This window comes from Novosphingobium sp. BL-S-32, from assembly GCF_056857055.1.
The window spans coordinates 653,652-670,366 of record NZ_CM166476.1 but is presented as its reverse complement, the minus strand read 5'-3'; the positions used below and the strand labels follow the sequence as shown (position 1 = coordinate 670,366).

General features: G+C 66.6%; 15 protein-coding genes. 11 read left to right on the top strand and 4 right to left on the bottom strand.

Annotated elements, in window-relative coordinates; translation table 11 throughout:
* Positions 1–46: 46 nt before the first annotated feature.
* Genes AC1VVK_RS03120 through AC1VVK_RS03105 form a run of 4 tightly spaced genes read right to left on the bottom strand, consistent with a single transcriptional unit; the run spans position 47 to position 2,844 of the window.
* Positions 47–832: a hydrolase 1, exosortase A system-associated gene (locus AC1VVK_RS03120; RefSeq protein ID WP_482904341.1), complete on the bottom strand. Its 786-nt coding sequence runs from the start codon at positions 830–832 to the stop codon at positions 47–49.
* Entirely contained in the window at positions 829–1,503 is a 675-nt protein-coding gene (locus tag AC1VVK_RS03115) for a hypothetical protein (protein WP_482904340.1), read from the bottom strand. Before AC1VVK_RS03115 ends, AC1VVK_RS03120 begins: the two co-directional genes overlap by 4 nt.
* Before the next feature lie 34 nt (positions 1,504–1,537).
* Positions 1,538–1,801, bottom strand: coding sequence for a phosphopantetheine-binding protein (locus AC1VVK_RS03110; protein WP_132385567.1), 264 nt, complete (start codon positions 1,799–1,801; stop codon positions 1,538–1,540).
* Between the two features lie 38 nt (positions 1,802–1,839).
* The gene (locus AC1VVK_RS03105; protein WP_482904339.1) at positions 1,840–2,844 is read right to left on the bottom strand and encodes a GNAT family N-acetyltransferase; all 1,005 of its coding nucleotides are present in this window, start codon (positions 2,842–2,844) and stop codon (positions 1,840–1,842) included.
* 36 nt (positions 2,845–2,880) lie between these two features.
* Here AC1VVK_RS03105 and AC1VVK_RS03100 point away from each other — a divergent pair, with 36 nt between their 5' ends.
* The 11 genes from AC1VVK_RS03100 to xrtA all read left to right on the top strand — a co-directional run bounded on the left by AC1VVK_RS03100 (position 2,881) and on the right by xrtA (position 16,710).
* Positions 2,881–4,416 carry an acyl-CoA ligase (AMP-forming), exosortase A system-associated gene (locus tag AC1VVK_RS03100; RefSeq protein WP_482904338.1) on the top strand — a complete coding sequence of 512 codons (1,536 nt, stop codon included), beginning with the start codon at positions 2,881–2,883 and terminating at the stop codon, positions 4,414–4,416.
* On the top strand, positions 4,413–5,639 hold the full coding sequence (locus AC1VVK_RS03095; RefSeq protein WP_482904337.1) for a pyridoxal-dependent decarboxylase, exosortase A system-associated: 1,227 nt from the start codon (positions 4,413–4,415) through the stop codon (positions 5,637–5,639). The genes AC1VVK_RS03100 and AC1VVK_RS03095 overlap by 4 nt, the downstream gene beginning before the upstream one ends.
* Before the next feature lie 169 nt (positions 5,640–5,808).
* Positions 5,809–6,453 (top strand): XrtA/PEP-CTERM system exopolysaccharide export protein, encoded by a 645-nt coding sequence (locus AC1VVK_RS03090; protein WP_132385564.1) that lies wholly within the window; start codon positions 5,809–5,811, stop codon positions 6,451–6,453.
* A 17-nt stretch (positions 6,454–6,470) separates the two neighbouring features.
* A complete protein-coding gene (locus AC1VVK_RS03085; protein ID WP_132385563.1) occupies positions 6,471–7,991 on the top strand; it encodes an XrtA system polysaccharide chain length determinant in 1,521 nt (506 codons plus the stop codon).
* Positions 7,992–8,002: 11 nt separating this feature from the next.
* A complete protein-coding gene (locus tag AC1VVK_RS03080; RefSeq protein WP_482904336.1) occupies positions 8,003–8,989 on the top strand; it encodes a P-loop NTPase family protein in 987 nt (328 codons plus the stop codon).
* A gap of 47 nt (positions 8,990–9,036) precedes the next feature.
* On the top strand, positions 9,037–10,734 hold the full coding sequence (locus AC1VVK_RS03075; protein WP_482904335.1) for a preprotein translocase subunit YajC: 1,698 nt from the start codon (positions 9,037–9,039) through the stop codon (positions 10,732–10,734).
* Positions 10,735–10,783: 49 nt separating this feature from the next.
* Positions 10,784–11,977 (top strand): XrtA/PEP-CTERM system-associated ATPase, encoded by a 1,194-nt coding sequence (locus AC1VVK_RS03070; protein WP_482904334.1) that lies wholly within the window; start codon positions 10,784–10,786, stop codon positions 11,975–11,977.
* Between the two features lie 33 nt (positions 11,978–12,010).
* On the top strand, positions 12,011–12,880 hold the full coding sequence (locus AC1VVK_RS03065) for an XrtA system polysaccharide deacetylase (protein ID WP_482904333.1): 870 nt from the start codon (positions 12,011–12,013) through the stop codon (positions 12,878–12,880).
* Complete coding sequence (locus tag AC1VVK_RS03060; RefSeq protein ID WP_482904332.1) at positions 12,877–13,950, top strand: FemAB family XrtA/PEP-CTERM system-associated protein; 1,074 nt, start codon at positions 12,877–12,879, stop codon at positions 13,948–13,950. Before AC1VVK_RS03065 ends, AC1VVK_RS03060 begins: the two co-directional genes overlap by 4 nt.
* Positions 13,947–15,173 (top strand): TIGR03087 family PEP-CTERM/XrtA system glycosyltransferase, encoded by a 1,227-nt coding sequence (locus tag AC1VVK_RS03055; protein WP_482904331.1) that lies wholly within the window; start codon positions 13,947–13,949, stop codon positions 15,171–15,173. The genes AC1VVK_RS03060 and AC1VVK_RS03055 overlap by 4 nt, the downstream gene beginning before the upstream one ends.
* Positions 15,145–16,710 (top strand): exosortase A, encoded by a 1,566-nt coding sequence (gene xrtA / locus AC1VVK_RS03050; RefSeq protein ID WP_482904330.1) that lies wholly within the window; start codon positions 15,145–15,147, stop codon positions 16,708–16,710. Before AC1VVK_RS03055 ends, xrtA begins: the two co-directional genes overlap by 29 nt.
* The last annotated feature ends 5 nt before the right edge of the window (positions 16,711–16,715 follow it).

Below are 16,715 nucleotides of genomic sequence, written 5' to 3'. Positions count from 1 at the left end.
CGCAGTGTTACGGGGTAGCCTCGACTAGATAGCCGGGGCACCCGGTCTAAGCTTCGGTGTGCAGCGTTTCCAAAACCTGCCTGAACAACCAGTCCTGAGCCTCAGGCTCGACGTAGCTGTGCGTGGCATCGGAACAGATGCGCGAGCGGTCGTCCGACTTGTCCCAATTCGCCAGAAAAGCGAGCCCCGTGCGGTCCCGCCCGGCAACCAGGAAGCGTATAGGCCTCCTGAAGCCCGCAAGGCCGGAAGCGATCTCGGCGGCAAGACCCTTCGGCGCAGCGGGAGCAGGTCTCGCGGCAGCAAGTAGACTGCGCAGCAAGGGTGCAATGGCGACTTTGCCGGTCAGCAGGCGCTTCAATGCAGCCGCATCAGCAAGCCGCCGTCGATAGTGATTGCGCACGACCTCCGCAGGGGCCTCGTCGGAGGAATCTTCTTCGAAAGTCCAGGGGTTTGAAAGGATCAAGGCGTCGAAACCCGCTCCGCCAGCCAGCATCAGCGCGCTGGCCGCATCGCAATTTCCGAATCCGACGACGCGCGTGACCTGCGGGCACGCCGTGCGCAGGGCGGCGAGTGCGGCCGCGATATCCGGCCCGCTCGAACGGAAGCCTCGGTTGTCTCCCTCGCTGTCGCCAACACCCCTTCGGTCAAATCGGAGGACCGGATAGCCCTCGGCCGCGACGCGGGCGGCAAGGAGGGCCTGACTGTTCCATGCCCCCGCCCGTGTCTCGTTGCCCCCGGAGACGATGAGCAAGGCGGTGGAGCCCGATGCCTCGTCGAGCGTCGCGGCAAGCTGCGCACCTTCGCAGGCAAAGCTGAAATGCCGCCGGTTCATGCGCCCAATCCCGCGATAAGCAGGGCGGCAAGCGCATCGGCCTGCGCGGCATCCTCGTCAGGCTCGGCGCGCAACCAGAGGCCGCTGCCGCCGAGTTGCTCCTGCGCAATCACCGTAGCGGACGGATCCGGTTCGCGGGTTTCCAGATCGCCGAACAGGGCCGCACCGAGCGAATATCCGGCCAGAACCACGCCTTCGCGGTGCGCCATTTCGGTCAGGACCTCGCGTGCTTCCTCTCGCCCCGCCTCGCGGCTTGCGAGCACGCGGGCCCGAACCATCGAGCGCAGGATGCTCGTGCCTTTCACCGGGGCGTAATGCCATGAGGGAAGCCCAACCGGAGCGAACAGGCACCCTCCGCGCAGGGCAAGCATATGCGTCGCGCCGAAATGCTCTGCGGCGAGGGTCATAGCCGCGCGCCAGCTATCGGCGTCCTGATCGCAAAGATTGCGCGAGCTTTCGTTGGTGCCGGGAAAGTCGGGCAGGAAGGTGTCTACGCCGGCCCGATCGAGTCGCCGCATCACCTCGACCGTAAAGCGCCGCAGACGGTTTGCTTCGTCGAACAGGGCGGGCACCATCAGCAGTCGCCGCGCGCGGCTCCGATCGCAGACGAGCGCATATTCCTCGCCCGCGCCGAGATGCGCTTGCGGGCAACGCCAGAGCAGGGGAGTCATGCGACGGTCCCCCCGGTAACAACGCTAAGGCCGGTCAGGCCGTGGCGCGCTTGGCCTGGGCAAATTCGAGCAGGCCGCCGAAGGTCTCCAGCATCTCGCCGTCGATCTCGTCGTCCTCGATGATGATGTCCAGTCGGTCTTCCAACTCGGTCAGTAGGCCGGCCACCGCCATCGAGTCGAGCTCGGGCAAGTGTCCGAACAGGCCGGTATCCGCCTGGAAAGTATCGGCTTGTCCCTGCTTGAGGCCCAGCACGTCCGTCAGGATTCGGCGCAGCAGCAGGTCGGTATCGTCTGGCATGGCCCCTCTCTTCGGGCATTATCGTAATCTCCGCGCCTCTAGCCGCGCTTCGCGGCTGCGGCAAGGCGGCGTGCGGTCCCCTTGGCGATATTCGGCCAGTTTCTGGGATCGAGCGGCCTGTACATCTCCAGTCTGTATCGCGGTCGCACAATTTCCATCCAATCGCGCTTGTAGGGATCGTCGCCGGTGCCGAAGTCGACGAGATCGACCTTGTCCACATCGATGACATGACGAAAAAGGGCCGCGCTCAGCACCGAGCCGGGCGAAAACGGCTTGGCGCTTTCGCGGTGCGCCAGCTTGTGGATCCACGCGGTGCCGCCCTCGACTGTCCACATCTGTGCCGCCACGGCCTCGCCGCCGACCTGAGCGATGCCAAGACGCAGCCGCCCCGCCTGGCCCTCGGCCATGGCAAAGGCCCGCAGGAAAGCGGGGCTGCCTTCCGCGACTTTCCAGCTTTCCGCGTAGATATCTTCGTAAGCCGACCATGCCGAGGCATCGAAATGATCGAGGATCATGGTGGAGACCTTGCCGGACTTGCGCTTCAGCGTGGTGCGCAAGGGGCCGGGGCGCGCGGCGATATATTCTTCATAACTGCGGCCACTTACGGGGAGGACGTGATTGACGTCGCAAGGTTCGCGGAAGACCCGCCAGCCTGCCCGTGCGAACGTGCGTGCGAGCAAGGCCGCGCTGTCGTCCTCGTCCGGCACACCGCGCAACGTCAGCCGGTGCGCCCGTTTTCCAAGATCGCGGGCAAGCGTGGTCAACAAGGCCTCGGTATCGCTCGCGACCGGGCGAAAACGAAAAGTATACCAGTTGGATAGCGCCTGAAGTTCACCCAATTTATTGGCCAGCGCCAGCGCAGCCAGAGTGTCTCCATCGCGCGCGACGGCGATCAATGGATCCATGTCGCAGTGCTCGGCCAGCATAGCGAACCAGTCGAGCCGGTCGAACGGGGCGTGCTGGTTGCTCTCGGAAAGCCGGAGCGCTAGCTGGCCGTCCGATTGCACTTGCTTAAGATCGCGGTGATAATCGACCTTTATCACGTAGCCTAACAACCTTCTGCGGAGCTTTTCCTCGACATGAGTGGCAGTCCCGATACTCCGATCCTGCCGCTCGACCATCTGGCGCTGTGCGGGCAAGACGATGCCCCGGCGCTGGTGCTGCGTGGGGAGACTCTGGACTACAATGCCTTAAGATCGCGTGTCTCCCGCCTGGCGGCGTGGCTGGCCCAGGAAATTCCGCAAAAGGGTGCGCGCGTAGCGACTTGGGCGGCCAAAGGCGAACTCACCTGCCTTATGCCGCTGGCTGCCGCACGCGCGGGGCTGATCCATGTGCCGGTGAACCCGCTGCTCAAGCACGCGCAAGTCGCGCATATCCTTGCGGATAGCGGCGCCGTGATGCTGATCGGCACTCCCGCGCGACTGGCGACGTTGGGCGACGCGGATGTGCCGGTCGCCTGCCGTGTTGTTGAGGAAGCGGCCGCACTGTCCGAGGCGGCGGAATTCGCCGGCGATCTGGCGCCGTCTCAGGCTGATCCGGACGAACTGGCAGCGATTCTCTATACCAGTGGGTCCACCGGCCGCCCCAAGGGCGTCATGCTCAGCCATGCCAATATGTGGTTAGGGGCAGAGAGTGTGGCCCAATATCTCGGGCTTGAGCCCGATGACCGCACGCTGGCGGTTCTGCCGCTCTCGTTCGATTACGGCCAGAACCAGTTGTTTTCGACCTGGTTTGCGGGGGGCTGCGTGGTTCCGCTTGATTATCTCGTTCCGCGCGATGTCGTGAAGGCGGTCGAGCGGCACGGCATTACCACTTTGGCGGCCGTGCCGCCGCTTTGGGTGCAGATTGCCGAACTCGACTGGCCGGCCGAGACGGCGGCCAAGCTGCGCCGCCTCACCAACAGTGGCGGAGCCTTGACGGTGGATCTCGTCCGGCGGCTGCGCGCGCTGTTCCCGGATGCGCGGCTTTTCGCCATGTATGGCCTGACCGAGGCGTTCCGTTCGACGTACCTCGATCCCATGCTGATCGATACACACCCTACCTCGATGGGGATGGCAATACCGCATGCAGAAGTGTTAGTTATCAATGTATTAGGAGATATTTCTCAGGACGGAGAGGAGGGTGAACTCGTCCATTCCGGGCCACTGGTCGCGCAAGGCTATTGGCAGGATCCGGAACGCACCGCAGAGCGCTACAAGCCCGCTCCGGCGGCGTCGCGCTATGGCGGCATGGCCGTCTGGTCCGGAGACCGGGTGCGGCGGGCGGCCGATGGCCTGCTCTATTTCGTCGGACGCCGTGACGCCATGATCAAGTCTGCCGGCAACCGCATCAGCCCGCAGGAAGTCGAGGAGGCTGCGCTGGCAACCGGGCTGGTTGCCGAGGCGGTGGCGCTGGGCCTGCCCGATCCGCGTCTGGGTCAGGCGGTTCACCTTGTCGTGAGGGCGATGAAGAGAAGTTCAGGTGTGGACGAAGAACTGGCACGCAAGCTCAAGGAAGATTTGCCTAATTTTATGATTCCAAAATCCATTCACTGGCGCGAAGCCATGCCGATCGGCCCCAATGGCAAGATCGACCGCACCGGCCTTGCCGCCGAGCTGGCTGAGATGGCGTCGTGAAGCCGCTCGGTCCGATTCCGGCTGGTTATGCGGCAACCGATGGCGTGCTGGCCGTCGGCGGCAAGCCGGTGACTGAATGGGTCGAGCAGGCGGGCGATACGCCGCTGTTCCTCTACAGCGCCGATCTTGTCCGCGCGCGGGTCGCGCAATTGCGCGCCGCCATGCCTGCACGGTTGGCGCTGCACTATGCCGTGAAGGCCAATCCCTTCGTTCCCTTGCTTGCGCTGATGAATGGCCTTGTCGACGGGTTTGATATTGCCTCGTGCGGCGAGCTGGAGATCGTTCGCGGGGCCGGGATCGACCTTGCGAAAGTCAGCTTTGCCGGCCCGGGCAAGCGTGATCGCGAGATCGAGGCGGCGATTGCGGCAGGCGTCACGCTCAATCTCGAATCCGAGGCCGAAGCGCGCCGGGCCTTCGCCATCGGCGAGAAACTGGGCCGTGCACCGCGCCTTGCCATTCGCGTGAATCCCGATTTCGACCTCAAGGGTTCCGGCATGAAGATGGGCGGCGGTGCCAAGCCTTTCGGCGTCGACGCCGCGCGTGTGCCCGCATTGGTGCGCGAAGTGGTGACGAGCGGCGCGGAATGGCGCGGCTTCCACATTTTTGCGGGCTCGCAGGCACTCGACGCTGCCGCCATTGCGGAGACGCAGGGGCAGACGCTGGACCTCGCCGCGCGGCTGGCCGAGGAGAGCGGCGTGGCGCTGCCGCACTGCAATCTGGGCGGTGGTTTCGGCATTCCCTATTTCCCCGGCGATGTGCCGCTGGATCTTGCCGAAGTGGGCGCGCGTCTGGCCGAGCGCTTCGAATCGCTGCCGGAAGTCCTGCGAGAGACCGACTTCTGCATCGAACTCGGGCGCTATCTGGTGGGCGAGGCGGGGGTCTATATCGCCCGCGTGATCGACCGGAAGGAGAGCCACGGAGAGGTCTTTCTCGTGACCGACGGCGGTCTTCACCATCAGCTTGCCGCTTCGGGCAACTTCGGAACCGTGGTGCGCCGCAACTATCCCTCGGCCATCGCCACGCGTTTCGACGCCTCGGTGGAGGAGGAGGCTTCGATCGTCGGATGCCTTTGCACTCCGCTCGACAAACTGGCGGACAAGGGCGGTTTTCCGCGCGCCGAAGTGGGCGATCTGGTCGCGGTGTTCCTTGCCGGGGCCTATGGGGCCAGCGCCAGTCCGGCCGCCTTCCTGGGGCAGGGTCCGGCCCGCGAAATGCTGGTGTGAGAGGGCGTTAAGACTCTCTTTCAGGTTGTCTCATTCCGGGACTGACCGGATTCCGGGCAAATTGGCTAACGCAATGTTCACCCTTTCAACCGATAGCGGAGGCTGAATTCTGCCGGGTCCGCGACGGGGAAGCATTTCCTCGGTGGATCGGCGCTGGAAGGAAGAGCTTATGCCGCACTCCCGCTTTGTCCGTCTGCTGGGCGGAACCGCGCTTGCCAGCGTGGTCCTGACGGCGTCTGCAAGCGCAGCCTCGCGCCCACAGCTGCCGCCCGCGCAGTTCGTGGCGATGCAGGAGGGCCCCGGCGAGGAGTACGTGATCGGCCCGCTGGACCAGCTGACGGTCTTCGTCTGGCGGAACCCGGAACTGGGCGCCAAAGTGCAGGTTCGGCCCGATGGGCGCATCACCACGCCGCTGATCAGCGACATGCCGGCCGTCGGCAAGACGCCTGCGATGCTGGCCGAGGACATCCGCCTTCAGCTCTCGCAATATATCCAGGACCCGCTCGTTTCCGTCATTGTCGACGGTTTTGCAGGCACGTTCAGCCAGCAGATCCGCGTGGTCGGGGCGACGGAGAAGCCCGCCTCGATCCCCTACCGCGCCAACATGACCGTGCTCGATGCGATGATCGCGGTGGGCGGCCTGTCCGAATATGCGGCGGGCAACCGCGCCCGGCTGATCCGCTTCGACAAGGCGAGCGGCACCCAGAAGGAATACCAGCTGCGCCTCGCCGATCTGCTCAAGAAGGGCGAGAGCAAGGCCAACGTGATGCTCAGCCCCGGTGACGTGATCATCATTCCCGAAAGCATGTTCTAAGAGGGACCTAGGGTGATATGAACGGCCTCTACGAAGAACTGCTGAGCGCGATCCACAGCGTCTGGCACCGGCGCTGGATTGCGCTGGGCGTGGCCTGGGCGATCTGCCTGCTTGGCTGGCTGGTGGTCGCCCTGATTCCCAACGCCTACGAATCGCAGGCGCGCATTTTCATCCAGCTCGACGATGCGCTGGCCGAGCAGGTCGGCATCGGCGTGGCGGACAAGAAGCGCGATATCGAGCGCATTCGCCAGACGCTGACCAGCGCCGTCAACCTCGAGAAGGTCGTGCGCGGCACCCGGCTTGGCGAAACCGTCAATACGCCTGCCCAGATGGAAGCGGCGGTGCTGCGGCTGGGCGACAAGGTCAAGGTGGTCAGCCAGGAGGACAACCTCTTCGAAATCACCGCCAGGGCCGACTACGGCTCGTTCTCCGATGCCGAGAATGCCCGGCTGGCGCACGAAGTGGCGCAGAAGATGATCGACATCTTCCGTGAGGAAAATCTCTCGGGCGACCGGGGCGACATGGCGGAAACGCTGACGTTCGTGAACGGCCAGCTACAGGTCCGCGAGAAGGAACTGGAAAGCGCCGAACAGCGCCGCACCACTTTCGAGGCGCAGCACCCGGAAATGGCGCAAGGCGGCGCCGCCGTCGTGCAGCGACTGGAATCCTCACGCACGCAGCTTCGCGATGTCGAGGCCGATCTCGTCGCCGCGCAGAGCGCGCTGGCCTCGATCGACGGTCAGCTTTCCAGCATGCCGCGCACGATCGCCGGTACCGGCGTTGGCGGCGCGGCGGCCGCGCTGGCCCATGCGCAGGCCGATCTGGTTCAACTGCGCGGCCGGGGCCTTACCGAAAACCATCCCGACGTGATTGCCGCCCGCAACCAGATCGCCGCACTCAAGGGCCCGGCGGCGCAGGAGGCCGCGAGCGGCGGCGGCACGCCGAACCCCGCGTACAGTTCGCTCCAGTCGATCCGTGCCGAGCGTCAGGCCGCCGTTCAGGCGCTCGTCGCCCGCAAGGCCGGGCTCCAGTCCGACATCGGCTCGCTGACCGCCTCGGCCATTCAGGACCCCGCGCTGGCGACCGAGGCGCAGCGGATCAACCGCGATTACGACGTCCTCAAGGAACAGTACGACAAGCTCCTGCAAGACCGCGAGGAACTGCGTCTGCGCGGCGAGGTCAAGACCGGGCGCGAGGCCGTGAAGTTCCAGGTGGTCGACCCGCCGACGAGCCCGCGCAAGCCGATCGCGCCCAACCGCCCGCTGCTGCTTTTCGGCGTGTTGCTGGTGGGGATCGGCGGTGGCTGCGTGGCGGCCTTCGCACTGGGCCGCGTCCGTTCCGTCTTCGCCACGGCCGGAGGGCTTGAGAAGGCCACCGGACTGCCGGTTCTCGGCGCGATTTCCCAGCACGTGACCGATGGCGTGCGGACGATGCGTCGCCGCAAGCTCAAGCTGTTCTATGGCGGCGGGGCGGCGCTCGGGGGGCTCTTCGTGGTGTTGCTCGCGGTGGAGTTCATCCAGCGCGGCACGGTGACCTGAGGACCGTGACTATGACCGAACACAGCAAGATCCCGCAGCCCGGCGCGACCGCAGACGATGCTGCCCCGGCCAAGCGTGAATCGCTGATCGAGCGCGCGGCCGGCCGCTTCGATTTCTCGCGCATGACGCGTCCCGTGCTTCCGGCTGTGCCCGAGGTTCCGTCGGCTCAGGTCCAAGCCGCGCTGCCCGCACCCGCGCAACCGGTTGTCCAGCCCGCCCCCGTTCCGGCGGAACCTGCCACGCCGTCCCCGGTGACTTTCACCGGCCCGCGTCATCCGATCGACCGCGAACGGCTGCGCGAGCAGGGCCTGATCGTGCCCGAAGGCACCGTGACCGCGCTTCTGGAGGAGTTCCGCATCGTCAAGCGCCAGCTCTTGGTGCAGGCGGCGGACCTGCGGCGCCAGAATGCCGGTGCGGCCGCGCAGCGCGTGCTGATCTGCTCGCCGCATCCGGGTGAGGGCAAGACCTATTGCGCGCTTAACCTCGCGCTCGCCATCGCGGCGGAGAAGGAAAACGAAGTGCTGCTGGTCGATGCCGACTTCGCCAAGCCGTCGATCCTTTCGACCCTCGGTCTGCCGGGCGGGCGGGGGCTGATGGACGCGCTGATGGACGAAACCATCGACGTGGCCGACTGCGTGCTCGGCACCGACGTGCCCGGGCTCTGGGTGCTTCCGGCTGGCGATACGACCGTCAACGACAGTGAATATCTTTCCACCTCGCGCACCGCCGAAGTGCTCGGCCGCCTGACCGAGGGTACCCAGCGCCGGATCGTGATCTTCGATTCGCCCCCGGCATTGGCCGCGTCGCCCGCTGCCGAGCTTGCCAAGCATGTCGGGCAAGCCGTGGTGATCGTGCGCGCCGACCGGACCGGGCAGGGCGCGCTCGACGATGCGGTGTCGTTGCTCGATGCCTGCCCCAATGTCCAACTGCTGCTTAACGGCGCGCAGTTCAGCCCAAGCGGTCGCCGCTTCGGATCCTATTACGGGTACAGTGGATGAGCGTTGGAAGTGTGTTTGCGTACCCGGCCTTAGCGTGTCTTGCCGTAATGATGCTGGTACCCGTCGCAGCCCAGGCGCAAGTCGCGGGTAGCGGTGCGGCGGGCATGGCCGGTACGGGTTCCGGCATGGGCGGCACGAGTGCCATGGGCGCCGATTCCGGTGCCACGGGCAAGAGTGCCGGGGGCACGGGAAACGGCGGCGCGAAAGGCGCTCGCCAGCTTGCCGTCACGCCTTATATCGAGGTTGATCAGATCGTTACCGCCGAACTTTCGCCGGGTAGCGACGTTCTTACCTGGACCCAGCTCGCGGTCGGCGTCGATGCCTCGATCACCGGGCGCAACAATGCGCTTGCCGCCTCGGTCCGCTACCAGAAGCAGATCGGCTGGGGCCGGGCGTCGAATGGCGACGTGCTGAGCGGTGTCGCGCGCGGCTATACCACCGTGCTGCCGGGGCTGACGCTGGAAGCCGGTGCACTGGCGACGCAGACGCGGGTAGGTTCGGGCGGATCGGCGCTCTCCGGCGGCACGCTGCCGGGCACCTCGCGCACCAATATCTACACCGTCTATGGCGGCCCTTCGTTCAAGACCCGCACTGGCGACCTCAATGTCTCGGCGGATTACCGCGCCGGTTACACCAAGGTGGACGAGCCCAGTGCCTATGCGGTCACGCCCGGTGGCGCGGTAGGACCCGACATCTTCGACAGCAGCGTCACCCAGGTCGCCGATCTGGAAGCGGGCGTCGAACCCGATGTGATCCTGCCCGTGGGCCTTGGCGTCGGCGGCAGCTTCTATCAGGAAGACATCTCCAACCTCGACCAGCGCGTGCGCGACATGCAGGCGCGGGGGATGGTGACGGTGCCGGTCAGCCGCACCGTGCGTGTCGTCGGCGCGCTCGGTTACGAGGATGTCGAGGTGTCCAGCCGCGATGCGCTGCGCGATGCCGACGGTAACCCGGTGATCGGCAGCGACGGCCGTTATCGGACCGACAAGAGCGCGCCGCGCGAACTCGCCTACGATGTCAGCGGGCTGATCTGGGATGTGGCGGTGATGTGGCGGCCCAGCCGGCGCACTTCGCTCTCGGCCCATGTCGGGCGGCGCTACGGCGGAACGGCCTATGGCGGCACGCTGGCCTGGGCGCCGAACGACCGCAGCAGCGTGAACCTTGCGGTCTACAACAATATCTCGGGCTTCGGCGGCCAGCTCAACCGCGTGATCGACCAGTTGCCCGACGATTTCGAGGCGGTGCGCGATCCGGTTACGGGTGACCTGCGCGGCTGCGTGTCCTCGCTCGACGGCGGCACTTGCCTCTCGGGCGCGCTGGGATCGGTGCGCTCGGCGGTGTTCCGGGCGCAGGGCTTCGCAGCGAGTTATTCGACGCGCTTCGGTCGCCTCGATGCCGGGATCGGCGCGGGTTACGACCACCGCCGCTTCATCGCCCGCGAGGATTCGGTGCTGGCCGCCGCCAACGGTACGGTGGACGAGAACTGGTGGCTGGCCGCCTATCTCTCGGGCCGTCTGGGCCGCGAGGCGGGCTGGTCCACCAGTGTCTACGCCAACTGGCTGTCGAGCAGCGACCCGCTGACCGGGAATGTCACCGGCTATGGCGGCAGCGCTTCCTATTACCGCATGCTGGCCCGCCGCCTGCGTGCGTCGCTCGCGCTCAGCATCGATGCCAGCCGCGACGATACGTTCGATGACGATATCTGGACCGCATCTGCCCTCGCCGGCTTGAGGTACAGTTTTTAAGAGTTCCGCTTTAATTCGCGCTTTAAGCAGTGCGCGAGGAGAACAGGAAATGTTCGAAGATTTCTACGGGCTCCGGGCCAGGCCCTTCCAGCTCACCCCCGATCCGGCGTTCTATTTCGAGAGCGCGACGCACCGCAAGGCGCTGTCCTACCTTGGCTACGGCCTTGCGCAGGGTGAGGGCTTCGTGGTCATCACCGGCGAGGTGGGTGCGGGCAAGTCCACTCTGGTGGCGCACCTCATGGCGACGATCGACCCCGCGCAGCTGACCGCCGCGCTCGTGGTGACCAGCGCGCTTGACGGGGAGGAGATCGTCCACATCGTTGCGCAGGAGTTCGGCCTACCGGTGGCGGGGCACGACAAGGCCTCGGCGCTGGGCGCGATCGAGCACTTCCTCCACGGCGAGGCGCGCGCCGGTCGCCGCTGCTTGCTGATCGTGGACGAGGCGCAGAACCTTTCGATCAGCGCCATCGAAGAACTGCGCATGCTCTCGAACTTCCAGCTTGGCGCGCATCCGCTGTTGCAGACGCTGCTGCTGGGCCAGCCCGAGTTCCGCACGACGCTGCTCGAAAGCGACCAGCTGGAGCAATTGCGCCAGCGCGTGATCGCGACGCATCATCTTACCGCGATGACGGCAGGCGAAGTGCGCGGCTATGTCGAGCACCGGCTCGCCTGCGTCGGATGGCAGGGCCGTCCCGCCTTCGACGACGAGGTTCATGGTGCTATCCATGCCGCGACCGGCGGCATTCCGCGCCGGATCAATCAGGTACTCAACCGCCTGCTGCTGCTGGGAGCGGTCGAGCAGCGGGTGCGGATCGACGTCTCCATGCTGAACGAAGTGCTGGGCGAGCTTGATGACGATGGCGCCATCGCGCTCGTCAGCCCGCGGCCGTCCAAGGCGCCTTCGCCGGCGCCTGTGCACACCGAACCGGCTGGCCAGGCCGTGGTTCTCGATACCGGGGCCACCGCCGCGATGATCGAGAGCGCTCTGGCCGAGCGCGATATGCAGATCGACGAACTGCAACGCGCGGTTCTCGAACTCGCCGCTGCGGCGGAGCATGTGGATCGCACCGCCACTGGCGATCCGCAGGCAATCGCTACGCTTCAGAACCAGCTCGCGCAGGCACAGGCGCAAGTCGCCCGGCTGGAAACGCGCGTCGAGGAGCAGGAGGCCACGCTGCGCCACATGCTGACCATGCTCATCGAATGGTTTGAGGGCGGCGAAGGCCACCGCGCGGCGGCCTGATCCGACTGCGCGCGCCGGGAATTGGAGCCAGACATGCGTGATATGCGGCCGATCAACGGGCTTTCGGTCGACGTCGAGGACTGGTTTCAGGTCGGCGCCTTCGAGACGGTGATCGACCGCGCCCAGTGGCCCTCGCTGCCCTGCCGGGTCGAGCGGAACTGCGATGAAATTCTGGCGCTTTTTGCCGAGGCCGGTGTGGTCGGTACGTTCTTCACGCTGGGCTGGATCGCCGAGCGGTATCCAGCGGTGATCCGCCGCATTGCCGAGGCCGGGCACGAGATCGCCAGCCACGGCTGGGACCACGAGCGCGTGTTCCGCATGGACCCGCACCGTTTCGGCGAGGATCTGTCCCGCGCACGCAAGACCATCGAGGATGCGGCGGGCGTGGCCGTCACCGGCTACCGCGCGCCGAGCTTCTCCATCGACGCGCGCACGCCGTGGGCCTTCGATGTGCTGGCGGAGCAGGGCTATCGCTACTCGTCCAGCGTCGCGCCGGTGGTGCACGATCACTACGGCTGGCGCGAGGCGCCGCGTTTCGCATTCCAGCCGATCGCCGGGTCGGATTTCGTCGAGATTCCGGTGACCACCGCGCTCTTCCGAGGACGGCGACTGGCGGCGGGCGGTGGCGGTTTCTTTCGCGTCCTACCGTACGCCTTCTCGCGCTGGGCGATCCGGCAAGTGAACGGCGAGGGGCGCCCGGCGGTGTTCTACTTCCACCCTTGGGAAATCGACCCAGGTCAGCCGCGCGTCGACAATGCACCGCTGCGGTCGTGGCTGCGCCACTATACCAATCTGGCCGTGATGGCCGGGAAGCTGCGCCGGCTCATCGGCGAGTTCCGCTGGGGCCGGATGGACGAGATCGCCGCGCGTGAGGCGGCGGGCGTGACGGCACTGGCGGCATGAACGCGCCGTTTTCGCTTCCGGCGAGCCTGCGCCTGCCCGATCTCGACGATCCCGGCGAACTTGCCCGGATCGAGGACTTTCTGGCGCGCCATCCCGATGCCACGCCGTTCCATCGTCCGTGTTGGTTCATCGCGGTCGCCAAGGCCACCGGCAACCGCGCGCTGGCGCTGGTGCAGGAGCGGCACGGCGAAATCGTCGCTTTCCTGCCGCTCGATGCGATCCACTCGCCGGTCTTCGGGCGCCTGCTGGCGTCGAGCGGCTTTGCCGTCGGCGGCGGTCTGCTGGCGACGCCGGAGGCCGATGTCGAGGCGATCTTCGCCGCGCTGGAGGAACTGGCGCTGCGGCTCTCATGCCCCGCCATCGAACTGCGCGGCGGCGTGCTGCCCGATGCGCGCGCGAACTGGGCGCTCAAGACCGAGAGCCACTGCAACTTCCCCCGCCCGCTCGCAGCGGATGACGAGGCCGAACTGCTCGCGATCCCGCGCAAGCAGCGCGCTGAAGTGCGTAAGGGGCTCGCCAACGATCTCGAAATCGAAATCGGCACCGCCGAACGTGACCGCGCGGCGCATTACGCCGTTTTTGCCGAGAGCTATCGCAATCTGGGCACGCCGGTCTTTCCGCGCGCGCTGCTCGATGCGGTGATCGATGCGTTCGGGTCGGACGCCGACATTCTGACCGTGCGCCATGCCGGAGCGCCGGTAGCCAGCGTCATCACGCTCTATCACCGGGGCGCGGCGATGCCCTACTGGGGCGGCGGAACCCATGCGGCGCGGGGGCTTCGTGCCAACGACCGCATGTACTTCGAACTCATGCGCCACGCCCGCACGCGCGGCTGCACGCATTTCGACTTCGGCCGTTCGAAGACCGCGAGCGGCGCCTATCACTTCAAGCGCAACTGGGGGTTCGAGCCCGAGCCGCTGACTTACGGAACCTGGACCGCGCCGGGGGCGGCCAGACGCAATGCCGATCCCACAAGCGCCGGGCTCTCGCTTCAGATACGGGTCTGGCAGCGCCTGCCGCTCTTCGTCGCCAACCGGTTGGGGCCGTTGATCGCGCGCGGGATCGGGTGATGGAGATCCTGTTCCTCGCCCACCGGATTCCTTTTCCCCCGGATCGCGGCGACAAGATCCGCTCGAACCATATCCTGAAGGCGCTGGCGCGGCTGGCGCCGGTCCATGTCGGCTGCTTCGCCGATGACCCCGCCGACCGGGACAGCGAGAGCGATCTGGCGGCACTCGCGGCGAGCCACTTGCTGCTCGATCGCACCAAGCCGCTGGTGCTGGCGGGGATTGAGGCGCTGGCGCGCGGGCGGCCGCTCAGCATCACGGCGTTCCACGATGCCCGCATGGCGCGCTGGGTCTCCGAAACGCTGCGGACCCGTCCGATTGCCGCGACCTACCTCTTTTCCGGTCAGGTGGCGCAATATGTCCCGGCCGAGTTCGCCGGGCGCGTGATCGCCGATCTCGTCGATGTCGATTCGGCCAAGTTCGAGGCTTATGGCGCGAAGAGCCGCGGCCTGCGCGCATGGATGGAGCGGCGCGAAGGCCGCCTGCTCGCCCGCGAGGAAGCCGATATCGCCCGCCGCGCCGATGCCACGCTGCTCGTCAGCGACGCCGAGGCCCGGCTGTTCCGCGAACGGCTGGCCGATCCCTCCTGCCGCGTGGAAGCGATGGGCAATGGCATCGACAGCGACCTGTTCGATCCGGCCGGAATCTCGCTCGAGCCGCGCATGGCGGGCATGACCGGGCCGCGTCTGATCTTCACCGGCCAGATGGATTATGCGCCCAATGTCGCTGCAGTGAAGGGCGCGATCAACCGGATCCTACCCGCCGTCCGCGCGCGTTTTCCGGGTGCAAGCCTTCACGTCGTCGGCCGCAATCCGCCACCCGCATTGACCGCGCACCATGGGCGCGACGGCATTCACGTTTGGGGCCGGGTGGACGATGTTCGCCCGTTTCTGGCAGCGGCCGACATGGCGCTGGTCCCGCTCGAAATCGCGCGCGGCGTGCAGAACAAGGTGCTTGAGGCGATGAGCATGGGCCTTCCCGTGGTTCTCTCGTCTGGCGCGGCCACCGGCATCCCCGCCGAGGACGGACGCGATTTCCTCGTGGGAGAGAACGATACGGCGCTGGCCGAGGCAGTCTGCACACTGGCGGCGGATCCCGCGAGGGCGAAGGCAATGGGGCAAGCCGCGCGCGCGTGGATCGAGGCTCATGCAGGCTGGGATGCCGCGCTCGCCGCGCTGCCGGGACTGATGGGATGCAATGCTCTGGGGCTCAGCGATGCCGCCTGAAGCGCTTTCGCTCGCGCGGGCGCATGCGGTTCCGGAGCACTGGCGCGGCGCGCTCCTGCGTATCTCTCTGGGCTGGCTGGCGCTGATCGCGGCCTTTTTCCCCGACTGGTCGGCAATGGCGCGGCAGTGGTGGGATATTTCGACCTACAACCACGTGATCCTGATCCCGCCGATCATTGGCTGGCTGGTCTGGCAGCGGCGGGACGAACTGGCGAAACTGACGCCATCTTGCTGGTGGCCGGGCGTCGTTCCCTTCGCGATGGCGGCCTTCCTCTGGCTGCTGGGCGCGCTTTCGGGCCTCGACCTTGCAAGGCAGGCCGGGGCGGTGGCGCTGCTCGCCTCATCGGTGCCGCTGTTGCTGGGGCCGCAAGTGACCGCCGCACTGCTGTTCCCACTTTGCTACATGGCCTTCCTCGTGCCGTTCGGAGAGGAACTGGTCGAAGTTCTTCAGACCGTGACGGCCCGGATAACGATTGCACTGACGCATCTCTCCGGGATCGAGGCGCGGATCGACGGCGTGTTCATCGATACGCGCGCCGGGCTGTTCGAGGTCGCCGAGGCCTGCTCCGGCGTGAAGTTCCTGATCGCCATGATCGCGTTCGGCGTGCTCGCCGCCAATGTCTGCTTCGTCAGCTGGAGGCGGCGCGCGGCGTTTTTGCTGGCCTGTGTCGTCGTACCGGTGCTGGCCAACGGGGTACGCGCCTGGGCGACGATCTTCGCCGCGCAGTTCGTGGGCACCGAGAAGGCGGCGGGGTTCGACCACATCGTCTACGGCTGGATCTTCTTCGCGCTGGTGCTGGCGGGAGTGATCGCCGGAGGCTGGCGCCTCTTCGACCGCCCGCTCGACACGCCGATGATCGATGCCGAACGGATCGAAGCCGATCCCCTGTTGGCCCGACTTGGAGGCGCGCGGATTTCGGCAACGCTGGCGCTACTGGCGATGACAGCCATCGTGACAGGCGCATTCCTGTGGGCGCACCATGCCGACAATCTGAAGGCTTCCGTGCCTGCGCGTATCGATTTGCCGGAGGTCGCAGGGTGGCACCGGGTCGATTATGCCCCGGCGATCTGGTGGCAACCGCGCGCCGAGGGTGCCGACCACCGACTGCTTGGCCGCTACGCGGATGGTGAGGGCGATCAGGTCGATGTCTTCGTGGCACTCTATGCCAGTCAGGGAGAAGGACGTGAGGCCGGAGGCTTCGGGCAGGGCGCCTTGACGCCGGACAGCCCGTGGGCCTGGCAGGGTGTCGGCCCCGCCTTTGCCGATGGTCGCAGCGAACGGCTTCTCGGTGCCGGAACGGTCGAGCGCCTCGCGGTAACATGGTACCGCACCGGAGCCTTGCTGACCGGCAGCAATGCCCGTCTCAAGCTGGCGGTGATCGGCGATCATCTGCTGCTGCGGGAACGGCCGACGATGATGCTGATTCTTTCCGCCGAAGATCGGCCCGGCCGACCGGCGGAACGTGCGGTCGCCCGGTTCGTCGCCGCGACGGACCGCCCCTCAGGGTGGATGGACCGCATCGGCAAGCTCCGCTAGGTCCG